The following is a 20,398-nucleotide window of genomic DNA, read 5'->3' as shown; positions in this document are numbered from 1 at the left end:
GCTCGCGAAGGCGGTGTGCCAGTCGACATCTTTATCAACTGACAGACTGTATTCGCGAGCAAGCCCGCTCCCACACAAGCCCGCCCCCACACAAGTCCGCTCTCACATTTTTGATTGCATCCCAACCAAGGGTCAGGCCAGTTCAGGGGCGCTAGCGTACGCCTGTTCCAGCAATACGGTGAAGCGTACAAACGCATCCACAGCACCTTTTTCCACCGCGGCTTCTTCTGCAGCACTGAACTGCAGCGCGTCGAGGGTGCGGGTGAAGCGCTTCCAGCCTTCGGCGCGACCACCGGCGGGTTCGCCCAGGTGACGGGCACCGAAGGTTTCGCTCAGGCCCAGGCCTACCGCGCGCTTGATCAGGAACGCGGCGCCCAGCTTGGAGCCTTCGGACACGAACAGCCAGCCCAGGGCTTCGGCCTTGCTCGGGTTGCTCACCGCACCGGCCACGGGTGCGGGCACTTCGGTGTCGAGGTCGGCCAGGTCCAGCTTGGCGGCGTCGGCACGGCAGCGCTCGGCCAGGTCCGGGATGAGCTTGATCAGTTCTGCATCGGTGTACAGGGCCACCAGTTCCGACTGGAACAGGTACTGCGCGACCACGAAACGGGCGAAGTTGGCCTGGGTTTCGAACGGAGCGTGGGCTTTGACGAGGGCATCAAGCTGGGCGTGTGGCGCGTGGGTGATCTGGTTCAGGCGCTGGGAGCGCAGGTGTGGGCGTTCTGCGGTAGCTGTAGCGGTCATGGAAAAGTCCTTGAGAAGGGGAGCGCCTTGTTGCTCTTAAAGAGAGCCGTTATCAAATAGACGAACAGGAAGACGCGGCACAGTAAAAAAACCTCACCCCGTCGATGAAATTTCGACGAGGTGAGGCGGGTGCTATCAGATGTCCCAGATCAGGTTGATCGCAAAGTTGCGGCCAGGCTGGGTCAGGCGGTCGATGTTGGCGGGCGCGGTCACGCCGGCTTCGCCGATGCTGTCGAAGCTGCGCACGTCATCCCAGTTCCAGTATTTCTTGTCGGTCACGTTGTACAGGCCACCATTGATGGTCACGTCGTTTGTGACTTTGTAGAAACCGGTCAGGTCGACGATGCCAAAGCCTGGGGTCTTGAACGGGGCCTTGGTGGTGTCGCCATCGGGTGAGAAGAAGGTCGCGCTGTCGACACGGTTCTGTTTCTTGACCAGGGTCCAGCTGACCAGCGCTCCGTAGTTCTGCTGCTCGTAGCCCAGGCCGAACACGCCCTTGAGCGGGTTGACGCTATTGATCGGCTCGCCGGTGTCCTCGTTGCGGCCGTAGGCATAGGCCACCGAACCCAGGGAGTACAGGCCTTGCGGCGCGCCGAAGGCGTCGAGGTTCAGGCGTCCCTTGGCTTCCACGCCCTTGATGGTGGCGCGCTTGATGTTGCTGGCCTTGAAGGCGGTGCCGGTGGGGGACAGCAGCGCGGCGTCTTCGTTGATGAAGTCGCGGTACTTGTTATAGAACACCGCCACGTCGAAGTTGCCCGATTCGAAATTGCCACGCAGGCCGGTTTCGAAGCTCTTGCTGCTTTCCGGCTTGAGGTCCGAGTTCGGTTCGACCACGTAGCCTTGCTGGATATTCTCGAAGCGCCCGTACAGGGCCTTGGCCGATGGGGTGCGGAAACCTTCGGCGTACTGGCCGAACCAGGTGTAGTTATCGGTCAGGGCGTAGGTCAGGCCGAATTTGGGCGATACGCGGTGCCAGGTCTTGTCGCTGTCGTCGTGGGCGTAGATGCGGTTCGGGTCGGTGGCGTTGAGGAAATCCTCGGTCAGCTTGGGCTTGAGCTGGGTGTAGTCATAACGCACGCTCGGCAGGAAGGTCCAGTCGCCCCAGCTGATCTGGTCCTGGGCGAACAGCGCGTAGGTGTTGATGGTCGGGTCCGGGAAGTCGCTGGCCGGTGTGACTTTGTCCGAGGCGAAGCTGCTGGGACCACCGACGGCCGCGCAGTAGGTGCTGACGGTCAGGCAGGTGGCGCTGCCGGTACGCGAGCCGGTGACTTTGGCCTGTTTGAGGGTGGTGCCGTAGGTCACCACGTGGTCGGTGTCACCGATGGCGAAGGCTTTGTCCAACTGGGCGTCGAAGATCCATTGTTTTTCCTGGTAGAGCGTCTCGCGCTCACGCAGCAGGTTGCGCGCACCCGACACGTAGTGTTCGGCGGTGCTCTGGTCGGTCTTGGCGATCTGGTAGTTGAGGCTGGTCTTGATGTGATCGGCAAACGGCGCGTCGAGGGCGAAGGTGTTTTCCAGGCCGAAGCGTTCACGGCTGATGGTGTCGTTGCCCGAGCGTGCGCGGTACAGGTTGCTGTTGAAGCCGGTGTTGAACGGGCCGCCTACCGCACTTTTCTGGTTTGTATCGCGGTCGTCCTTGTACTTCTCGTAGGTCAGCACCAGGCGGTTTTCGTCGCCGTAGTTCCAGCCCAGCTTGGCCAGGACGTTGGTGGTGCGCGCGTCTTCCGGGTTGGCGCCGGTGCGGGCCAGGCCGGTGGCATTGTTGCCGTCGTAGGATTCGGTTTCGTGGCCGTTGCGCTGGCTCAGGTGCAGCAACCCGTCGAAGTCCTGCACGCGGCCGGCGACGGTGCCGGAGGTCAGCCAGCTCTCGTCGGCGGAACTGTAGCCGGTCTTGAGGCGGGCGCCGACGTCCTGGCCGGGCTTGATGATGTCGTCCGGGTCGAGGGTGAAGTAGCTCACTGCGCCGCCGATGGCGCTGCTGCCGTACAGGGCTGACGCCGGGCCGCGCAGGATCTCGACGCGCTTGACGATTTCCGGGTCGACGTAGTTGCGACGGGTTTGCGCGTAGGGGCCGTTGGAGAAGTGATCGGGCACTTCAACGCCGTCGACCTGGGTGAGGATGCGGTCGCCGTCGATGCCACGGATGTTGAAGCCGGCATTACCGGAGCGGGTACCTGCGCCGCCGACGGAGACGCCGGGCTCGTAGCGCACCAGGTCGCGGCTGTTGCCGACGTTGAGGCGGTCCAGCTCCTGGCGATCATGCACGCTGACGGTGCTGGGGACGCTGTTCACATCCTGTTCGTGGCGGGTGGCGCTGATGGTCACCTGTTGCAGGTTGAGGGTACTGCCGGCGACGCGCTTTTCCAGGACGATATTGTTGTTGCCCAGTTTGCGGTAGCTCAGGTTGGTCCCCACCAACAGCTGGTCCAGGGCCTTTTCCGCTGATAGCGGGCCGCGTACGCCGGGGGACGAGACACCCTGGCCCAGTTCCGCCGGCAGGCCGACTTGCCAGCCGGTGACGCCGGTGAAGGCATTCAGCGCCGAGACCAGCGGTTGCTGGGCGATGCTGAAGTTGTAGTTGCCGTGGCTGCGTGGCGCCGGTTCGGCGGCGCTGGCGCTCATCACCGGCGCGCCGGCCAGCAGAACGGCGGCGGTCAGCAAGGACAAGACGGGCGAAGAAGACCGGCGATTGAAACGAGAGGACATCGAGAGCGCTCCGGAGTACGAATCTTATAGTTGCGAACCGAACCAAATAGGAATCAGTTGCATTGGCTAAGACGAGACGTACCGTCGCAGGCTATCGAGTAAAAATAATTCTCATTTAGTTCAGGATCACCAGCGCGGGGTATTCCGAGAGCTTGGCCGAGGTGATGTGTGCCAGGGAGCGCACCACGTCCAAGGGCTGGTCGAGGCGGTAGTTGCCGGTCACGGCGACGCTGGCGAGCTGGTCGTTGTTATTGACGATCCAGCCGGGGTAGTAGCGACGCAGCTCGGCGAGCACTTCGCCCATGGGGCAGTTTTCAAAGATCAGCCGGCCCTCGACCCACGCCAGGTCCTTGTCTGCATCCAGCTTGGCCGGTGGGCCGAAGCCCTTGGGGCCGATGCGGATGCTTTGCCCGGCGCTCAGGCGCACACGGGCGTCGTCGACGGTGTTGCTCAGGTCCACGTCGCCGCGTTGTACTTGCACCTGGGCCTCGCCGTTGAGGTAGCGCACGGCGAAGGCCGTGTCGCGCACGCTGGCGCGCACCGGGCCGGCGTCGATCTCCAGGGGCAGGCCACGGTTGGGCGCGATCTCGAAAAACGCTTCGCCCTGATACAGGCGGGCAACGCGCTGGTGGTCCTTGATGCTGCTGGAAAACGCCGAGTTGGTGTTCAGCAGCACTTTCGCGCCGTCGTCGAGTTGCAGGCGCTGGCGTTCGCCGACCACGGTCAGGTGGTCGGCTTGCAGGCGCACCGGCAGGTTGCTGAAGCTGAACAGGCCGATCAGCAGCACGGCGGCGGTCGCCAGGGGTTTCCAATGCGGTTTGAGCCGGCGCCAGGCACTCGGCTTGCGTGGCGCGGCGAGGGCGACGGCAGCGCTGTGCACCGGCGCGCCCCCCCAGGCGGCCTGGGCCTTGGCGAAAGCGTGGGCGTGGGCCGGATCGCTGGCCAGCCAGGCCTGGAACTCGGCCTGCTGCCCAGGCTGCGGGCACTGCAAGGAGATCAGCCAGTCGAGGGCCTGGTCCATAGCCGTGTCTTGCAACACCTCATGAGCCAGCTCATGGGGGTGCAGTTTATTCGGGTCCGTCACGGTGTTCCTCGGGTCTTCGCCACGTTTTATTGATCTTTCCTACAGCTGAATCGGGTGAAGCTTAAAGCCGATCCAGCCTTTCGGCCACACCTACACAGATGGCCATGATCAACTTCAGTTCCTTTTGCACGGTGCTCAAGGACACGTCCAACTGATCGGCAATCTCCTGGTAGCTGCAACCGTGCAGGCGGCTGAGGATGAAGATCTGCTGCTGGCGGGCGCTCAACTGGCCGAGGCTGACGCTCAGGTGTTCCAGCAGTTGCTCGGCCTGGGTCGCGTCTTCGGGCGTACTGATGGGGGCGGCGACGCTTTGCAGGACATCCAGCGGGACATCTTCCTGCAACGTACGGGCCTGGATCCTGCGTGAGCGCAGATGATCCAGCGCCAGATTGCGTGCGGTTTGATAGACGAAGGGTTCGAGGTGGTCGATCGGCCGCTCGCTGAGGGCGCGGGTGACACGCAGGTAGGTTTCCTGCAAGAGGTCCTCGGCGGTGCTGGGGTTATTTACCATCCGCTGCAAGGTGCGTAGCAGAATCACCCGTTGGGTGATAAAGACTTGGTTGAAGCGAGATTGGCTCACAGGGGTACCAGACCGATTTGCAGTTAATGATAATGCTTATCATCAACTCAAATAGCAAGGAGCACTTTTGGGAGGGTTGGCGCAGGACAAATGTGGGAGCGGGCTTGCTCGCGAATACAGTCTGTCAGTTGATAAAGATGTCGACTGACCCACCGCCTTCGCGAGCAAGCCCGCTCCCACACAAGCCCCACACAAGCCAACTCCCGTGGGGATTTCTACTGGGCCGTTATTCGGCGTTGCACAGCGCCAGGCAGTTATCCAGCATGCGGTTGGAGAACCCCCACTCGTTGTCATACCAGGCCAGCACTTTCAGCAATTTGCCAGTGGACTTGGTGTGATTGGCATCGAAAATCGACGACAACGGGTTGTGGTTGAAGTCGCTCGAAACCAGCGGCAGGGTGTTGTAACCGAGGATTTTCGAGTGCTGGCTGGCTTCCTTGAGCAGCGCGTTGACTTCTTCGGCCGTGGCTTCCTTCTTCAACTGCACGGTGAGGTCGACCAGCGACACGTTGATCACCGGCACACGCACGGCCATGCCGGTCAGCTTGCCTGCCAGTTCCGGCAGTACCAGGCCGACCGCTTCGGCGGCGCCGGTCTTGCTCGGGATCATGTTCTGGGTGGCCGACCGCGCGCGGTACGGGTCGGTGTGGTAGACGTCGGTCAGGTTCTGGTCGTTGGTGTAGGCATGAATGGTGGTCATCAGGCCGCTTTCGATGCCCAGTTCGCGGTGCAATACCTGGGCAACCGGCGCCAGGCAGTTGGTGGTGCACGAGGCGTTGGAGATGATCTGGTGGGATTGGCGCAGAATGTCGTGGTTCACCCCGTAGACGACGGTGGCGTCCGCGCCCTTGGCCGGTGCGGAAATGATCACCTTGCGTGCGCCGGCGGTAATATGGGCGGCAGCCTTGGCGCGGTCGGTGAACAGGCCGGTGCATTCGAACACCACGTCGATATTCAGCGCGGCCCACGGCAGTTCGGCCGGGTTGCGAATGGCACTGACAGCGATCCGGTCACCATTGACGGTCAGGCTTTCCTGATCGTGGGCGACCTCTGCTTCGAAAGTGCCATGTACGGTGTCGAATTTGAGCAGGTGGGCGTTGATCGAACTGTCGCCCAGATCGTTGATGGCGACGATCTGCAAATCCTGGCGGTAGCCTTGGGTATACAGTGCGCGCAGGACATTACGGCCGATACGGCCAAAACCATTGATTGCGATACGAAGAGTCATTGGAAAGTGCCTGTCGTCGATTTGTTGTAAGAATTACAAGATTATTCGCATAAAAATAGAAAACAAGCCTTTTTAGTGGCAATATTTTGTTCAATCTACAACGAGTGACCTGAATCAACTGGTCCGATGATTCAAACGACACCCTGCCATCCCATGGTTAGCGGGCGTTTGATCAGCATAGACACTCAGGTCGCCACATCCGTTAGCCTGGAGTTCTACACATGCATCCCCGCGTTCTTGAGGTCACCGAACGGCTTATCGCCCGTAGCCGCGCCACCCGCGAGGCTTACCTTGCGCTCATTCGCGGCGCAGCCAGCGACGGTCCGATGCGCGGCAAGCTGCAATGCGCCAACTTCGCCCACGGCGTGGCCGGTTGCGGCACTGAAGATAAAAATAGTCTGCGCATGATGAATGCCGCCAACGTGGCAATTGTTTCGTCATATAACGACATGCTCTCGGCGCACCAGCCGTACGAACATTTCCCTGAACAGATCAAGAAGGCCCTGCGCGAAGTGGGCTCGGTCGGCCAGTTCGCCGGCGGCACCCCCGCCATGTGCGACGGCGTGACCCAGGGCGAGCCCGGCATGGAGCTGAGCCTGCTCAGCCGCGAAGTGATTGCCATGTCCACGGCGGTAGCGCTGTCCCACAACATGTTCGACGCCGCGCTGATGCTGGGCATCTGCGACAAGATCGTCCCCGGCCTGATGATGGGCGCGCTGCGCTACGGTCACCTGCCGATGATTTTCGTGCCCGGCGGGCCGATGCCGTCCGGTATCTCCAACAAGCAGAAAGCCGACGTACGCCAGCGCTACGCCGAAGGCAAGGCGACCCGCGAAGAACTGCTGGAATCGGAGATGAAGTCCTATCACAGCCCCGGCACCTGCACCTTCTACGGCACCGCCAACACCAACCAATTGCTGATGGAAGTGATGGGCCTGCACCTGCCCGGCGCCTCGTTCGTCAACCCGTACACGCCGCTGCGTGACGCCCTGACCCGCGAAGCCGCGCACCAGGTCACGCGCCTGACCAAGGCCAACGGCAGCTTCATGCCGATTGGCGAGATCGTCGACGAGAAGTCCATCGTCAACTCCATCATTGCCCTCAACGCCACTGGCGGCTCGACCAACCACACCCTGCACATGCCGGCGATCGCCATGTCGGCGGGCATCATCCTGACCTGGGACGACATGGCCGACCTCTCCGAGGTGGTGCCGACCCTGTCCCACGTGTATCCAAACGGCAAGGCCGACATCAACCACTTCCAGGCGGCTGGCGGCATGTCGTTCCTGATCCGCGAACTGCTCGAAGCCGGCCTGCTCCACGAAGACGTCAACACCGTGGCGGGCAAGGGCCTGAGCCGCTACACCCAGGAACCGTTCCTGGTCGACGGCGAACTGATCTGGCGCGACGGCCCGATCGAGAGCCTCGACGAAAGCATCCTGCGCCCCGTGGCCCGCGCGTTCTCGCCGGAAGGTGGCTTGCGCGTGATGGAAGGCAACCTCGGCCGTGGCGTGATGAAAGTCTCGGCCGTGGCCCTTGAGCACCAGATCGTCGAAGCGCCGGCGGTGGTATTCCAGGATCAGCAAGACCTCGCCGATGCCTTCAAGGCCGGCCAGTTGGAAAAAGACTTCGTCGCGGTGATGCGCTTCCAGGGCCCGCGCTCCAACGGCATGCCCGAACTGCACAAGATGACCCCGTTCCTCGGCGTGTTGCAGGACCGTGGTTTCAAGGTTGCGTTGGTGACAGACGGGCGCATGTCCGGCGCCTCGGGTAAGATTCCCGCCGCGATCCACGTCAACCCCGAAGCCCAGAGCGGCGGGCCACTGGCGCGGGTGCGTGATGGCGATATTATTCGCGTGGATGGCGTCAAAGGCACCTTGGAGCTCAAGGTGGACGCCGAAGAATTCGCAGCGCGCGCGCCGGCCACGGGCCTTCTGGGCAACAACGTGGGGGCCGGTCGCGAGCTGTTTGCATTTATGCGCTTGGCCGCAAGCTCCGCAGAGCAGGGCGCCAGCGCCTTTACCTCTGCCCTGGAGACGCTTAAGTGAAGCTTGCGCTGGTCGGTGATATTGGTGGAACCAACGCGCGTTTTGCGTTGTGGCGCGATCAGGAGCTGCATTCGATCCGCGTGCATGCAACGGCGGACTATGCCAGCCCTGAGGATGCGATCAAGGTCTACCTCAAGGAAGAAGGCCTGCACATCGGCGACATTGGCGCGGTGTGCCTGTCGGTGGCCGGTCCCGTGAGTGGCGATGAATTCAAGTTCACCAACAACCATTGGCGCTTGAGCAGGGCGGCTTTCTGCCAGGCCTTGCAGGTAGACGAACTGCTGCTGGTCAATGACTTCTCGGCCATGGCCCTCGGCATGACCCGCCTCAAACCCGGCGAATTCCGCGTGGTCTGCGAAGGCACGCCGGAACCGTTGCGCCCGGCGGTGGTGATCGGCCCGGGCACCGGCCTGGGCGTCGGCACGCTGCTGGACCTGGGGGGCGGGCGTTTTGCGGCGCTGCCGGGGGAGGGCGGCCATGTCGACCTGCCATTGAGCAGCCCGCGAGAGACCCAGCTGTGGCAGCACATCTACTCTGAAATCGGCCATGTCAGCGCCGAAACCGCCTTGAGCGGCGGTGGCTTGCCGCGTCTGTACCGGGCGATTTGTGCCGTCGACGGGCATACCCCGGTGCTGGAAACCCCCGAAGCCATCACGGCCGCAGGCCTGGCCGGCGACCCGGTGGCGATGGAAGTGTTGGACCAGTTCAGCATCTGGCTGGGCCGCGTGGCCGGCAACAACGTGCTGACCACGGGCGGGCGCGGTGGTGTGTATATCGTGGGCGGGGTGATACCGAGGTTTGCCGACTTCTTTATCGCCAGCGGTTTCGCCAAGAGCTTTCGCGACAAAGGCTGCATGAGTGACTATTTCAAAGGTATTCCGGTGTGGTTGGTGACGGCGCCTTATTCCGGGTTGACTGGCGCGGGCGTGGCGCTTGAACAGGCTTTTGCGTAGGCAGCGATGGCCTCTTCGCGAGCAAGCCCGCTCCCACATTCTGATGTGTGAACACCTTCAAGTGTGGGAGCGGGCTTGCCCGCGAAGGGGGCCTCAAGGGCAACAAATGACTTAAGCTTGGCCATAACAACAAGGAGGCCCCCGTGAGCGTAATCAGTAAATCCATTCTCCTCGTCGACGACGACCAGGAAATCCGCGAATTGCTGCAAACCTACCTCAGTCGCGCCGGCTTCCAGGTGCGTGGCGTGCCGGATGGCGCGGGGTTCCGCCAGGCGATGAACGAGGCGCCGTGCGACCTGGTCATCCTGGATGTGATGCTGCCGGACGAAGACGGTTTCAGCCTTTGCCGCTGGATCCGCCAGCACCCGCGCCAGGCGCAGGTGCCGATCATCATGCTCACCGCCAGCTCAGACGAAACCGACCGTGTGATCGGCCTGGAACTGGGCGCCGACGATTACATCGGCAAGCCGTTCAGCCCCCGCGAGCTGCAAGCGCGGATCAAGGCGCTGTTGCGCCGTGCGCAGTTCGGCCAGGAACAACGCGGCAGCAGCGATGTGCTGGCGTTCGATGAGTGGCGCCTGGACATGATCAGCCACCGGCTGTTCCACGTAGACGGCGAAGAAGTGATCCTCTCCGGCGCCGACTTTGCTCTGCTCAAATTGTTTCTCGATCACCCGCAACAGATCCTCGACCGCGACACCATCGGCAACGCCACCCGTGGCCGCGACCTGATGCCGTTGGACCGTATCGTCGATATGGCCGTCAGCCGCCTGCGCCAACGCCTGCGCGATACCGAAAAACCGCCGAGGCTGATCCGTACCGTGCGTGGCAGCGGTTATCAACTGGCAGCCAGCGTGGTTGCCGGCAATGCCCACTGAACATCTGAGCGAACGCCGCCGCCGCTTCCCGGTACCGCGCTCGCTGCTGGGGCGCATGCTGCTGCTGACCTTGCTGGTGGTGTTGTTTGCCCAGGCGCTGTCGAGCGTGATCTGGGTTTCGCAACTGCGCGCCACCCAGCTTGAAGGCCTGGTCACCAGTGCCCGCAGCCTGGCGCACTCGATGACGGCCAGCGTGAGTTATTTCCGTTCGTTGCCGGTGGCCTATCGCCCGTTGGTCCTCGACCAATTGCGCAGCATGGGCGGCACACGGTTCGTGGTGACGCTCAACGATCGGCCGCTGGACATGCAGGTCTTGCCGCAAACTCCGCGCAAACAGGCGGTACTGGAGGCGGTGGATGAAGTGCTGCGCCAGACCCTGGGCGCCGACGTGCACATCTCGGTGGAATTCGTCAGCGCCGAAGACCTGCGCATCTTCAACGCCGGTTTGAAGCTCGACGAGTTGCCACGCTCATGGGCGCATTACGCGCTGACCCTGGAGCCGGTGAACCCGCCGGTGCTGGTCACCCAGATCCAGCTCGCCCCTGGCGAGTGGCTGTACATCGCCTCGCTGCTGCCCGAGCCCTACACCAGCCTTGAAGAACAGGGCCTGCCGTCCCAGCAAGTGTGGTTTATCGTGCTCACCAGCGGCTTCTTGCTGCTGTTTATCGGCCTGCTGGTGCACTGGCAAAGCCGGCCGCTCAAACGCCTGGCGCGGGCGGCGCGGGACATGTCCCTGGGCGCCGACGTCGAACCCGTGGCCGAAGGCGGCGGCAGTGAAGTGGTCGAAGTGGGCCGCGCCTTCAACGCCATGCGCGAGCGCATCAGCCGTTACCTGACCGAGCGCAGCCAGTTGTTCAGCGCTATTTCCCACGACTTGCGCACACCGATCACACGCCTGCGCCTGCGTGTGGAGTTGCTTGAGGACGAAAACCTGCAAGCCAAGTTCGGCCGCGACCTGGATGAATTGGAGTTGCTGGTCAAAGGTGCGCTGCAATGCGTGAAAGACACCGACATCCACGAAAACATCGAGCCGGTGGACCTCAACCACGTGCTCGACTGCCTGGTCGAGCCGTACCTGGCGCCGAACGGCAATGGCCGCGTGACCCAGCACGGTCGTGCGCTGAGCACCTATCCGGGCAAGCCGCTGGCGCTCAAGCGCTGCATCGGCAACCTGATCGACAATGCGTTGAAGTACGGGCAGAACGCGCATTTGCACATCGAAGACGATGGCGCGCAGTTCATCCTGCATGTGGATGATGAAGGGCCGGGCGTGCCGGAGCAGCGCTTGGAGCAGGTGTTTGAGCCGCACTTCCGCTTGGCTGGGCAGCAGCAGGGGTACGGGCTGGGGTTGGGGATTGCGCGCAATATTGCCCACAGTCATGGCGGCGAGGTGAGTCTGCAGAATCTGCGCGAGGGGGGGCTGCGCGTGACCCTCCAGCTACCTCGTGGCCTGGATTAAAAAACGCCGCAGCTCAAAATGTGGGAGCGGGCTTGCTCGCGAATGCGGTGTGTCAGTCAAAAATATACTCACTGATCCACTGCATTCGCGAGCAAGCCCGCTCCCACATTTTTGATCTCTATTGAATCAGATGCTTTGGCGCAGTCTGGCCAGGTCTCTCAAAGGCGGCGCGCCGAATAACCGGCTGTATTCGCGGCTGAACTGCGACGGGCTTTCATACCCCACCCGATACCCCGCCGCCGAGGCTTCCAGCCCTTCGGCAATCATCAGTCGGCGCGCCTCCTGTAACCGCAGTTGCTTCTGATATTGCAGCGGGCTCATGGCGGTAATCGCCTTGAACCGATGGTGCAAAGTCGAGACGCTGAGGTTCACTTCCTTGGCCAAGTCATCGATGCGCAGCGGCTGTTCATAGTTGCTGTTCAACCAGGTGATCGCCTGGCTGACCCGATGGCTCTGACTGTTGGCCACGGCGATTTCATACAGCCGATAGCCCTGCGGCCCACGCAACAAACGGTAGAGGATTTCCCGGTTGATCAGCGGCGCGAGCATGGCGATGTCTTTGGGCGTATCCAGCAGGCGCGCCAGGCGCAGCACCGCGTCGAGCAACGGGTTGTCGATGCGGTCGACGTACATGCCGCGGGCGGTCGGACGCGACGGCACGCCCATCGGCCCGGCTTCGGCGATCAGCGCGGTGAGTTGCGCCGGGTCGATATTGATGCGCACCGACAGGTTCGGGTCTTCGGGCGTGGCATCGATGATCCGCCCGGCGACCGGCATGGCGACCGAGAACACCAGGTAATTGAGCGGGTCATAGGCAAAGATTTCATCGGCCAGGCGCACTTCCTTACTGCCACTGGCGAGGATGCACAACGCGGGCTCCACCAGCACCGGCATAAAGTCGCGTGGGGTGTTGTGGCGGTTCAGGTAGAGCGAAGTGATCGCGGTGCCGTAGGAACCGTCCTCCCAGGTGTGCCGGTGGACGATGCTGGCCAGTTCGGCACGCTGTTTTTCCATCTCGGCATCGAGGGGCGTGGACTGATGTTCAGCTGACGACATGGGGCGTCCTCTACAGGCTTTTTTGATGGGCTCAGCTTAGCGGCGACTTTTCAAAAAGTGTTACGTCGATTCTGCACAATCCTTGCCTGATCCTGCGATACGTCACGAATCAGGCAAGCAGCGGGGCTGTCATCTGCCTGAAACACTGAGTCTGCGGTGCTCATCTCTGCAGCACCCCGGACCTGCGCGCTACGCTTCTCGCAGGATTGTGCAATAAGCCGGCAGGAATCGACTAACCGCGCCGAGCGCCGCGCCGTTATCTTTGATCCTGTGGCAACACGCCCTCACCGTGCTTGCCGAGCATCACTTCTCAACGGGAGAGTCGAACATGTCCACCCCCATTCCCGCGAGCCATATGGCCTTTATCCGCGCCCGCAGCGGGTGCAGCACCGAACTCGGTGCACGCTTGAGCAGTTTGATCGAACCGGGCCGCCAGGCTCAGGGTTGCCTGCAATTCTCGTTGCAGCAGTCCCAGGTTGACGCCGATGTGTGGCTGGTCTCGGGCTTCTGGAGCAGCGAGCAGGCGATGAGCCTCTACTTCAACTCACCGGCCTTGATGATCTTCACTGAGCTGTTGAACGACATGGTGATCCGCAGTATGGATTTCCAGACATTCACCGATGCATCCGCCGCCAACGCCTATGGCGAGTACCTGCAACTCGCCGGCTAAATCAGGTTTAGAATGGCCGACTTTCCATTGGCCAGGACCTGCAACATGGCACGTAAAGAATTTGCCCACCACGAAGCCGTTTCCGCCGTAGTGCCGGGAGAGGGTGGCTACAGCGCCGCCGTCGCCGTGAAGGCACTGGACGGCATGGGCGCCCCGCGCTTTCACAAGATCCTTGATGGACAGAAGTTCAAGACGGCGTCCGATGCTGACGATGCGGCGGCACTGCAGCTTGAGCGGTTGATTGCTGTGGATGAAGAAGGTCAGCTGTCCTGGGCGCCTGCCACAGTCTAAATAACACTGCTGATCCAAAGGTGGGAGAGGGTTTGTGTGGGAGCGGGCTTGCTCGCGAATGCAGTCTGTCAGTTGATAAAGATGTCGACTGATACACCGCCTTCGCGAGCAAGCCCGCTCCCACACAAGCCCTCTCCCACAGTTTTGATCGCATTTCAGTCAGGGTTTGGTGGCGCCTGGGCGGTACATCTTGAACAGGGCTTCCGGGCCCAGCTGGAAGTAATCTGCCGGCCCACCGCCACGCAAGATCGGCTCGGCGGCGGCCGTGTCGTAGACGCCATCCTTGAGCAACCACTTGGCAATATGCACCGCCACCACCTCACCGAGCACCAGCCAGCTCGGTACCCGTTCCTTGTCGGCCCGTTGCAGCTGAATAATCTGCGTCACCTTGCATTCAAACGACACCGGGCTCTCGCCGACCCGTGGCACGGCAACGATTTTCGAAGCCACCGGCGTCAGCCCGGACAACTCGAATTCATTCACCTCAGGCGATACCGCTGCGCAACTCTGGTTCATCTGCTCGGCCAGCGGGCGGGTCGCCAGGTTCCACACGAACTCGCCGGTCTGCTCGATATTGTTCAGGCTGTCTTTGCGGCCGACGCTGGAAAACCCAATGATCGGCGGAATGTAGTTGAACGCATTGAAGAAGCTGTAAGGCGCCAGGTTCAAGCGGCCTTCGCGATCCTGTGAGGAAATCCAGCCGATGGGCCGTGGGCCGACGATGGCATTGAACGGGTCATGGGGCAGGCCGTGGCCGTTGGCGGGTTCGTAGAAGTGGATGTCGTCGGGCATGGCCGGGGTTCCTGCGATTGAGTGCGGTGAGGTGGCCATACTGCAAGGCATGGCGGTGAATTTCCATCGGCGATATGGAATTTTCATACAGCGCCCACCTATTTTTCACAGCTACACGTTCAGTCTGCGCGGCAGGTCGACGCCCCCTCATAAGTCGGCCAGTTCAAAGACTGAGCATTGGAGCTTTTTACCCCCCATGAACAAACTTCCTCAGATCACCCTGGCGTTCTGGGTCATGAAAATCTGCGCAACCACCCTGGGCGAAACCGCCGGGGATTTGCTCTCGATGACCCTGAATGTCGGCTACGCCCTCAGTTCGATGATCTTGATCAGCGTGTTCCTTGTCACCCTGGTGACGCAACTCTGGTCGAAAACCTACAACCCGGTGCTGTACTGGATCGTGATTCTGTCCACCAGCACGGCCGGCACCACCATGTCGGACTTTATGGACCGTACCTTAGGCCTGGGCTACGCAACGGGGTCGATGATCCTGATTGTGATCCTGATGATCATCTTCGCGATGTGGCACCTGAGCGGCGATTCGCTGAACGTGAACAAGGTGCAGACGTTCCGTGGCGAGTTGTTCTACTGGATGGCGATTCTGTTTTCCAACACCCTGGGCACCGCACTGGGCGACTTCCTGGCGGACGATTCGGGGCTGGGTTTTGCCGGCGGTGCGTTGTTGATCGGCTCGACCATTGCGGCCGTGGTGGCGCTCAAGTACTTCACGCGGATCTCGTCGGTGTTGTTGTTCTGGGTGGCGTTTGTGTTGACCCGCCCGTTTGGCGCGACACTGGGCGACTTCCTCACCAAACCCCATGAAAAGGGCGGGCTGGATTTCGGCACGATTGGCTCGTCGGCGGTGCTGGCGGCGGTGTTGGTGGTGATGATTGTCGGGGCGTCGTATGCGCAACGGCGGTATGGACGTGACCGCATTAGCCCGGCGATACAAAACTAAAATGTGGGAGCGGGCTTGCTCGCGAATGCGGTGGATCAGTCAAAATATCTGTGTCTGATACACCGCATTCGCGAGCAAGCCCGCTCCCACACAAGCCCGCTCCCACATTTAGAACTGCATTCAGCTGTTAGTCAGTGGTAATCCGCGAATGCTTGCGCGTGTCCTTCATGGTCACGTAGACCACCAGCGACACCGCGATGCACGCAGTCACATACCAGTAGTAACCGGTTTCCATGCCGATGCTCTTGAACCACAGCGCAATGTATTCAGCCGTACCGCCGAAGATCGACACCGTCAGCGCATACGGCAGGCCCACGCCCAGTGCACGGATTTCGGTAGGGAACAGTTCGGCCTTCACCACCGCGTTGATCGAGGTGTAGCCGCTGACGATGATCAGCGCGGCCATGATCAGGAAGAACGCGCCCCACCAGGTCTGGATGGTGTGCAGGGTTGTGAGGATCGGTACGGTACACAGGGTGCCGAGGATACCGAAGGCGATCAGGATCGGCCGCCGGCCAACCTTGTCCGACAGAGCGCCGACCAGGGGTTGGATGCACATGAACAGAAACAGCGTCGCCGCCGAAATGGTGGTGGAGTCGGAAATGCTCATGCCGACGGTGTTCACCAGGTATTTCTGCATGTAGGTGGTGTAGGTGTAGAACGCCAGCGTGCCGCCCATGGTCAGGCCGACCACGGTCAATACTTCCTTGGGGTGACGCAGCAAGGTGCGCATCGCGCTTTCCTTGGCTTTTTCCTTCTTGGTGAACGACTCGGTTTCTTCCATGCCGCGACGCAGGTACAGCGCAACGACCGCGCACAGTGCGCCGATGGCGAACGGGATGCGCCAGCCCCAGGCGTACAGTTGCTCGGTGGTGAGCACTTGTTGCAGCACGATCAATACCGCCAGGGCAATGAGCTGGCCGGAAATCAGGGTCACGTACTGGAAGCTGGAGAAGAAGCCGCGACGTTCCTTGGTCGCCATTTCACTCAGGTAGGTCGCGGAGGTGCCGTACTCGCCACCCACGGACAGGCCTTGCAGCAAGCGCGCGAGGACCAACAGGATGGGTGCGCCGATGCCGATGGTGTCATAGCCCGGCGTCAGGGCGATCAGCAGCGAACCGAAGCACATCAACAGTACCGAGGCCATCAACGCGGCCTTGCGGCCTTTGTAGTCGGCGTACATGCCCATCAACCAGCCGCCGATCGGCCGCATGATGAAGCCCACGGCAAAGATCGCGGCGGTGTTCATCAGTTGCGCGGTGGAGGAACCGGCGGGAAAAAAGGCTTTGGCGAAGTACAGCGAGAATGCCGCGTAGACGTACCAGTCGTACCACTCGACCATGTTGCCGACCGAGCCGCTGAAGATCGATTTGATCCGGCTGGAGGTGGTGCGTTCTTTTGCCGGCGCGGCCGCCGACCCCAGAGGCAGGGCGTTGGAGTTATCCATTGAAGGATCCTTCATCTAGTTGTTTTTATGGAGCGTGCCTGGGCACAGCCTGGTTGGGGCTATAGCAGGAGCTGTGCCAGGTGGATGAAGGCCCGGTCTAGAAGGGTTTGGCGGATTTTTTGAGCGGAAAGTCGCTGATGTTTTGTGAGGGGTGAGCGGAAATCCGCTTATGGCGGCTGGCCTTTTCGCGGGCAAGCCCGCTCCCACAGTTGACCGAGTTCCAAATTTGGAATGCAGTCAGTGTGGGAGCGGGCTTGCCCGCGAAGACGGCCCGAAGGTCGCTAGAGAAACATCTCCCGCGCCAACCCATGGCGCTGCATCTTTTCATTGAAGGTGCGCCGCGGCAGTTGCAGCTCCGCCAGCACCGCCTTGATGTCACCTTTGTGCCGCGTCAACGCCGCCTTCAAGCAATGGGCTTCAAACGCTTCCTGCTGCGCCGCCAACGATTGCCCGGCCTCGATGCCTTCCGGCTCCGGCTCGCCCAACCCCAGCACCTGGCGTTCGGCGACGTTGGCCAGCTCGCGCACATTGCCCGGCCAGTCGTGGCTGAGCAGGCGCCCCAACTGCGCGCCGCTCAAGGGCTCGATACTGCGGCCGAGGCGCTCGGCGGCACTGTGTGCAAAGTGGTCGAACAACAGCGGAATATCTTCACGCCGCTCACGCAACGGTGGCAGGCGCAGTTGCGCGACGTTCAACCGATAGGCCAGGTCTTCACGGAAACGCCCGGCGCGCGCTTCTTCCAGCAGATCGGGTTTGGTCGCGGCAATAATGCGCAAATCCACGTGGATGCTCTGGTTGGAGCCCAAGCGCTCCAGCTTCTGCTCCTGCAACACCCGCAGCAGCTTGACCTGCTGGGCCAGGGGCATGCTTTCGATTTCATCCAGGAACAGGGTGCCGCCGTGGGCGTATTCCAGTTTGCCGATGCGTTTACCCTGAGCGCCGGTAAACGCGCCGCTTTCATGGCCGAACAGCTCGGCCTCAAACAGTTGCTCGGGGATCGCCGCGCAGTTGAGCGCCACAAACGGCTTTTTCGCGCGCGGGCCGAAATCATGCAGGCAGCGCGCAACCAGCTCCTTGCCGCTGCCGGTCTCGCCGCGGATCAGTACATTGACCGGCAAGCCTGCCAGGTCCAACACCTGGCGCCGCAGGTTCTGCAACCCCCGGGACACGCCGAGCAGGCTCGATTCAAGCTGGGCCTTGTGGTCAGCCTGTTGATGCAGGCGCCGGTTTTCCAGGATCAGCCCGCGCTTGTCCAACGCCCGGCGCAGGCTGTTGAGCAGGGCGTCGGGGCTGAAGGGTTTTTCCAGAAAGTCGTAGGCACCGTCGCGCATGGCTTCCACCGCCATCGGCACATCGCCGTGGCCGGTGAGCAGGATCACCGGCAGGTCGGCATCGCGGCGTTGCACTTCGGCGAGCAACTCCAGGCCGCTGAGGCCGGGCATGCGCACATCGCTGAGGATCACGCCGGGGAAGTCCCTGGGCAACTGCGCCAGGCATGCCTCGGCGCGGCTGAACAGCTGCACCTCAAAGCCCGACAGGCTCAACCACTGCTCCACGGCCGTGCGGATGCTGGCTTCGTCATCGACCACAATCACCGCGTTCAACATAGGTCGGGCGTCTCCAGCGCGATTGGCAAGGTCAGGGTAAACACCGCGCCGTCGCCACGGTTGCCGGCGATCAGGCGCCCGCCCAATTCGTGCACGATGGCGTAGGACACCGCCAGCCCCAGGCCCAGCCCATCACCCACCGGCTTGGTGGTGAAGAAGGGGTCGAACACGCTGTTCAGGTGTTCTTCGGCGATCCCGCCGCCGCTGTCGCTGACGGTCAGTTGCCACAGCTGCTGGTCGGCGTGCAGGCGGATTTCCAGGCGTTTGCGCGGCTTGTCGGCCATGGCGTCGAGGGCATTGCGCAGCAGGTTGATCAGCACCTGTTCCAGGCGGATCGCGTCGCCGCGGACCCAGGCCGGGCGGGTCAGGTCGAGTACCACGCCGATGCCTTCATCACGCAGGCGTGCGTCGAGCAGGTGCAGGGATTGGTCGACCACCATCGCCAGGTCCAGGCGTTCGCGCAGGCCGCTGGGGCTCTTGCGGGCGAAGGTCTTGAGGTGGCCGGTGAGCGCGGCCATGCGTGTGAGCATTTCGTCCAGCGGGGTCAGGGCCTTGTAGGCATCGTCCACGCGGCCGTGGTCGAGCAACAGGCGCAGGGTGGCCAACTGCATGCGCTGGGCAGTCAGCGGCTGGTTGATCTCATGGGCGAGGGCGGCGGACATCTGCCCCAGCGCCGCCAGCTTGGCCGATTGCACCAGGCCATCCTGGGCGGTGCGCAGCGCCTGGGTACGTTCCTCCACCAGGCGCTCCAGCTCTTCGCGGCTGCGCTGGCGCAACCGGGCCAGGCGCCAGCGCTGCGTGAGGAACAACACCAGGAACACCAGGGCCAGCCAGGAACCGGCGGCGGCCAGGCCGGCGTTGCGCTGGTCTTCAAAGGCGAATTGCGGTTTGCGCAGCAGGTGCAGGGTCCAGCCTTCGGCTTTGAGCGGCAGGGATTCCCAGATGTAATTGGCGTTGCCATCGGGGCCGTTGACGCGCATCAGGTGGCTGTTGTCGTCAAAGCGCTGCAAGGGCTGGGTGTCCAGCGGTTCCAGGTGTTTCTTGTCGTATTGGCGGGTGGCCTTGAGTTCGGCCAGGTCGGTGTCCGACAGCGGTCGCAGGTTGCGGTAACGCCAGCCTGGCTGATTGGCGATAAACACGATGCCGCGCGCGTCACTGACCAACAACAGGTCGTTGCCCTGGGCCCATTCGCGCTCGAGCTCGGGGAATTCCAGCTTGACCACCATGGCGCCGAGGAACTGCTCGTGTTCATCCACCACCGCGCTGGAAAGGAAGTAGCCCGGCACGCCTGTGGTCACCCCCACCGCGTAGAAGCGTCCCGTGCCCTGGCTTTTGGTCTGGCTGAAATACGGCCGGAACGCGTAGTTGTGCCCGACATAACTGCTCGGCAGGTTCCAGTTGCTGGCAGCCACCGCGAGGCCGTTGCGGTCCATCAATTCCAGGGTCGATGACTGTGCGGCGCCGTTGATGCGTTCCAGTTTGCGGTTGAGCACATCCTGGGTTGCGGGGTCCAGCGGGCCTTTCAACGCGCTGATCATTTCCGAGTCCAGCGCCAGTACGGCGGGCAGGGCGCGGTAGCGTTCGATCAGGGTGTGCAGGGAATTGGCGTACAGCGCGAGTTGCTGATTCGCACGGGCCGCATCGTCCACCAAGGCTTGGCGCTCGGCGTGGCGGGTGGCCAAGGCGGCGGCCAACAGCGCACCGGCGATGATCAACAGGGAATAGAAGGTCAGGCGCAGGGGGCGAGGGATCACGATCATACGGTGATGAACAGGCGCAGTGAGGGGAGTGCACCATACCATGCGTGCCTTGAATCTTGTGACGAATGGGTTTGTGTGGGAGCGGGCTGGCCCACGAATGCGCTGTGTCAGTCGCCGCAGATGTTGGCTGATCCACCGCC

At 62.1% G+C, this 20,398-nt stretch carries 17 protein-coding genes; 7 read left to right on the top strand and 10 right to left on the bottom strand.

The window, feature by feature from the left end; genetic code table 11:
- Nucleotides 1-132: 132 nt before the first annotated feature.
- The 5 genes from OPU96_RS07830 to gap form a co-directional block, all read right to left on the bottom strand.
- Nucleotides 133-741 carry a biliverdin-producing heme oxygenase gene (locus OPU96_RS07830; RefSeq protein WP_498558935.1) on the bottom strand — a complete coding sequence of 203 codons (609 nt, stop codon included), beginning with the start codon at nucleotides 739-741 and terminating at the stop codon, nucleotides 133-135.
- Nucleotides 742-876: 135 nt separating this feature from the next.
- Nucleotides 877-3,447, bottom strand: coding sequence for a TonB-dependent receptor (locus OPU96_RS07825; protein WP_498558934.1), 2,571 nt, complete (start codon nucleotides 3,445-3,447; stop codon nucleotides 877-879).
- 115 nt (nucleotides 3,448-3,562) lie between these two features.
- Nucleotides 3,563-4,531 (bottom strand): FecR family protein, encoded by a 969-nt coding sequence (locus OPU96_RS07820; protein WP_498558933.1) that lies wholly within the window; start codon nucleotides 4,529-4,531, stop codon nucleotides 3,563-3,565.
- 61 nt (nucleotides 4,532-4,592) lie between these two features.
- Entirely contained in the window at nucleotides 4,593-5,111 is a 519-nt protein-coding gene (locus OPU96_RS07815; RefSeq protein ID WP_498558932.1) for an RNA polymerase sigma factor, read from the bottom strand.
- 226 nt (nucleotides 5,112-5,337) lie between these two features.
- Nucleotides 5,338-6,339, bottom strand: a complete 1,002-nt coding sequence (gene gap / locus OPU96_RS07810) for a type I glyceraldehyde-3-phosphate dehydrogenase (RefSeq protein ID WP_192299486.1) — start codon at nucleotides 6,337-6,339, stop codon at nucleotides 5,338-5,340.
- 221 nt (nucleotides 6,340-6,560) lie between these two features.
- On the opposite strand from gap, the gene edd reads away from it, so the two are divergent.
- The 4 genes from edd to OPU96_RS07790 all read left to right on the top strand — a co-directional run bounded on the left by edd (nucleotide 6,561) and on the right by OPU96_RS07790 (nucleotide 11,677).
- A complete protein-coding gene (edd, locus tag OPU96_RS07805; protein WP_305391458.1) occupies nucleotides 6,561-8,387 on the top strand; it encodes a phosphogluconate dehydratase in 1,827 nt (608 codons plus the stop codon).
- Complete coding sequence (locus OPU96_RS07800) at nucleotides 8,384-9,340, top strand: glucokinase (RefSeq protein ID WP_226456273.1); 957 nt, start codon at nucleotides 8,384-8,386, stop codon at nucleotides 9,338-9,340. The genes edd and OPU96_RS07800 overlap by 4 nt, the downstream gene beginning before the upstream one ends.
- 143 nt (nucleotides 9,341-9,483) lie before the next feature.
- Entirely contained in the window at nucleotides 9,484-10,218 is a 735-nt protein-coding gene (locus OPU96_RS07795) for a response regulator (RefSeq protein ID WP_192299483.1), read from the top strand.
- Complete coding sequence (locus OPU96_RS07790) at nucleotides 10,208-11,677, top strand: ATP-binding protein (protein ID WP_192299482.1); 1,470 nt, start codon at nucleotides 10,208-10,210, stop codon at nucleotides 11,675-11,677. The genes OPU96_RS07795 and OPU96_RS07790 overlap by 11 nt, the downstream gene beginning before the upstream one ends.
- A 126-nt stretch (nucleotides 11,678-11,803) precedes the next feature.
- On the opposite strand, the gene OPU96_RS07785 is transcribed toward OPU96_RS07790, so the two are convergent.
- Complete coding sequence (locus OPU96_RS07785) at nucleotides 11,804-12,733, bottom strand: AraC family transcriptional regulator (RefSeq protein ID WP_192299481.1); 930 nt, start codon at nucleotides 12,731-12,733, stop codon at nucleotides 11,804-11,806.
- Nucleotides 12,734-13,061: 328 nt separating this feature from the next.
- Here OPU96_RS07785 and OPU96_RS07780 point away from each other — a divergent pair, with 328 nt between their 5' ends.
- Entirely contained in the window at nucleotides 13,062-13,403 is a 342-nt protein-coding gene (locus OPU96_RS07780) for an antibiotic biosynthesis monooxygenase family protein (protein WP_192299480.1), read from the top strand.
- Nucleotides 13,404-13,415: 12 nt separating this feature from the next.
- The gene (locus OPU96_RS07775; RefSeq protein ID WP_192299479.1) at nucleotides 13,416-13,694 is read left to right on the top strand and encodes a hypothetical protein; all 279 of its coding nucleotides are present in this window, start codon (nucleotides 13,416-13,418) and stop codon (nucleotides 13,692-13,694) included.
- 159 nt (nucleotides 13,695-13,853) lie between these two features.
- On the opposite strand, the gene OPU96_RS07770 is transcribed toward OPU96_RS07775, so the two are convergent.
- Entirely contained in the window at nucleotides 13,854-14,486 is a 633-nt protein-coding gene (locus OPU96_RS07770; protein ID WP_192299478.1) for a flavin reductase family protein, read from the bottom strand.
- Nucleotides 14,487-14,682: 196 nt separating this feature from the next.
- On the opposite strand from OPU96_RS07770, the gene OPU96_RS07765 reads away from it, so the two are divergent.
- Nucleotides 14,683-15,444 (top strand): COG4705 family protein, encoded by a 762-nt coding sequence (locus OPU96_RS07765; protein WP_192299477.1) that lies wholly within the window; start codon nucleotides 14,683-14,685, stop codon nucleotides 15,442-15,444.
- Between the two features lie 127 nt (nucleotides 15,445-15,571).
- Here OPU96_RS07765 and OPU96_RS07760 read toward each other — a convergent pair whose 3' ends face one another.
- The 3 genes from OPU96_RS07760 to OPU96_RS07750 all read right to left on the bottom strand — a co-directional run bounded on the left by OPU96_RS07760 (nucleotide 15,572) and on the right by OPU96_RS07750 (nucleotide 20,258).
- Complete coding sequence (locus tag OPU96_RS07760) at nucleotides 15,572-16,891, bottom strand: MFS transporter (RefSeq protein ID WP_192299476.1); 1,320 nt, start codon at nucleotides 16,889-16,891, stop codon at nucleotides 15,572-15,574.
- A 281-nt stretch (nucleotides 16,892-17,172) separates the two neighbouring features.
- Nucleotides 17,173-18,498 (bottom strand): sigma-54-dependent transcriptional regulator, encoded by a 1,326-nt coding sequence (locus OPU96_RS07755; RefSeq protein ID WP_498558931.1) that lies wholly within the window; start codon nucleotides 18,496-18,498, stop codon nucleotides 17,173-17,175.
- Nucleotides 18,492-20,258 (bottom strand): sensor histidine kinase, encoded by a 1,767-nt coding sequence (locus OPU96_RS07750; RefSeq protein WP_226456271.1) that lies wholly within the window; start codon nucleotides 20,256-20,258, stop codon nucleotides 18,492-18,494. The genes OPU96_RS07755 and OPU96_RS07750 overlap by 7 nt, the downstream gene beginning before the upstream one ends.
- Between the last annotated feature and the right edge of the window lie 140 nt (nucleotides 20,259-20,398).

Source organism: Pseudomonas sp. RP-B7 (assembly GCF_059803535.1).
The sequence above is the reverse complement of the archived record's forward strand: the minus strand, read 5'-3'. Positions and strand labels throughout refer to the sequence as shown.

Bases quoted from the DNA above. Each gene is read 5' to 3' on its own strand.
- OPU96_RS07830 (WP_498558935.1), bottom strand. From the start codon at position 741: ATGACCGCTACAGCTACCGCAGAACGCCCACACCTGCGCTCCCAGCGC.
- OPU96_RS07825 (WP_498558934.1), bottom strand. From the start codon at position 3,447: ATGTCCTCTCGTTTCAATCGCCGGTCTTCTTCGCCCGTCTTGTCCTTG.
- gap (WP_192299486.1), bottom strand. From the start codon at position 6,339: ATGACTCTTCGTATCGCAATCAATGGTTTTGGCCGTATCGGCCGTAAT.
- edd (WP_305391458.1), top strand. From the start codon at position 6,561: ATGCATCCCCGCGTTCTTGAGGTCACCGAACGGCTTATCGCCCGTAGC.
- OPU96_RS07790 (WP_192299482.1), top strand. From the start codon at position 10,208: ATGCCCACTGAACATCTGAGCGAACGCCGCCGCCGCTTCCCGGTACCG.
- OPU96_RS07785 (WP_192299481.1), bottom strand. From the start codon at position 12,733: ATGTCGTCAGCTGAACATCAGTCCACGCCCCTCGATGCCGAGATGGAA.
- OPU96_RS07780 (WP_192299480.1), top strand. From the start codon at position 13,062: ATGTCCACCCCCATTCCCGCGAGCCATATGGCCTTTATCCGCGCCCGC.
- OPU96_RS07775 (WP_192299479.1), top strand. From the start codon at position 13,416: ATGGCCGACTTTCCATTGGCCAGGACCTGCAACATGGCACGTAAAGAA.
- OPU96_RS07770 (WP_192299478.1), bottom strand. From the start codon at position 14,486: ATGCCCGACGACATCCACTTCTACGAACCCGCCAACGGCCACGGCCTG.
- OPU96_RS07765 (WP_192299477.1), top strand. From the start codon at position 14,683: ATGAACAAACTTCCTCAGATCACCCTGGCGTTCTGGGTCATGAAAATC.
- OPU96_RS07760 (WP_192299476.1), bottom strand. From the start codon at position 16,891: ATGGATAACTCCAACGCCCTGCCTCTGGGGTCGGCGGCCGCGCCGGCA.
- OPU96_RS07755 (WP_498558931.1), bottom strand. From the start codon at position 18,498: ATGTTGAACGCGGTGATTGTGGTCGATGACGAAGCCAGCATCCGCACG.
- OPU96_RS07750 (WP_226456271.1), bottom strand. From the start codon at position 20,258: ATGATCGTGATCCCTCGCCCCCTGCGCCTGACCTTCTATTCCCTGTTG.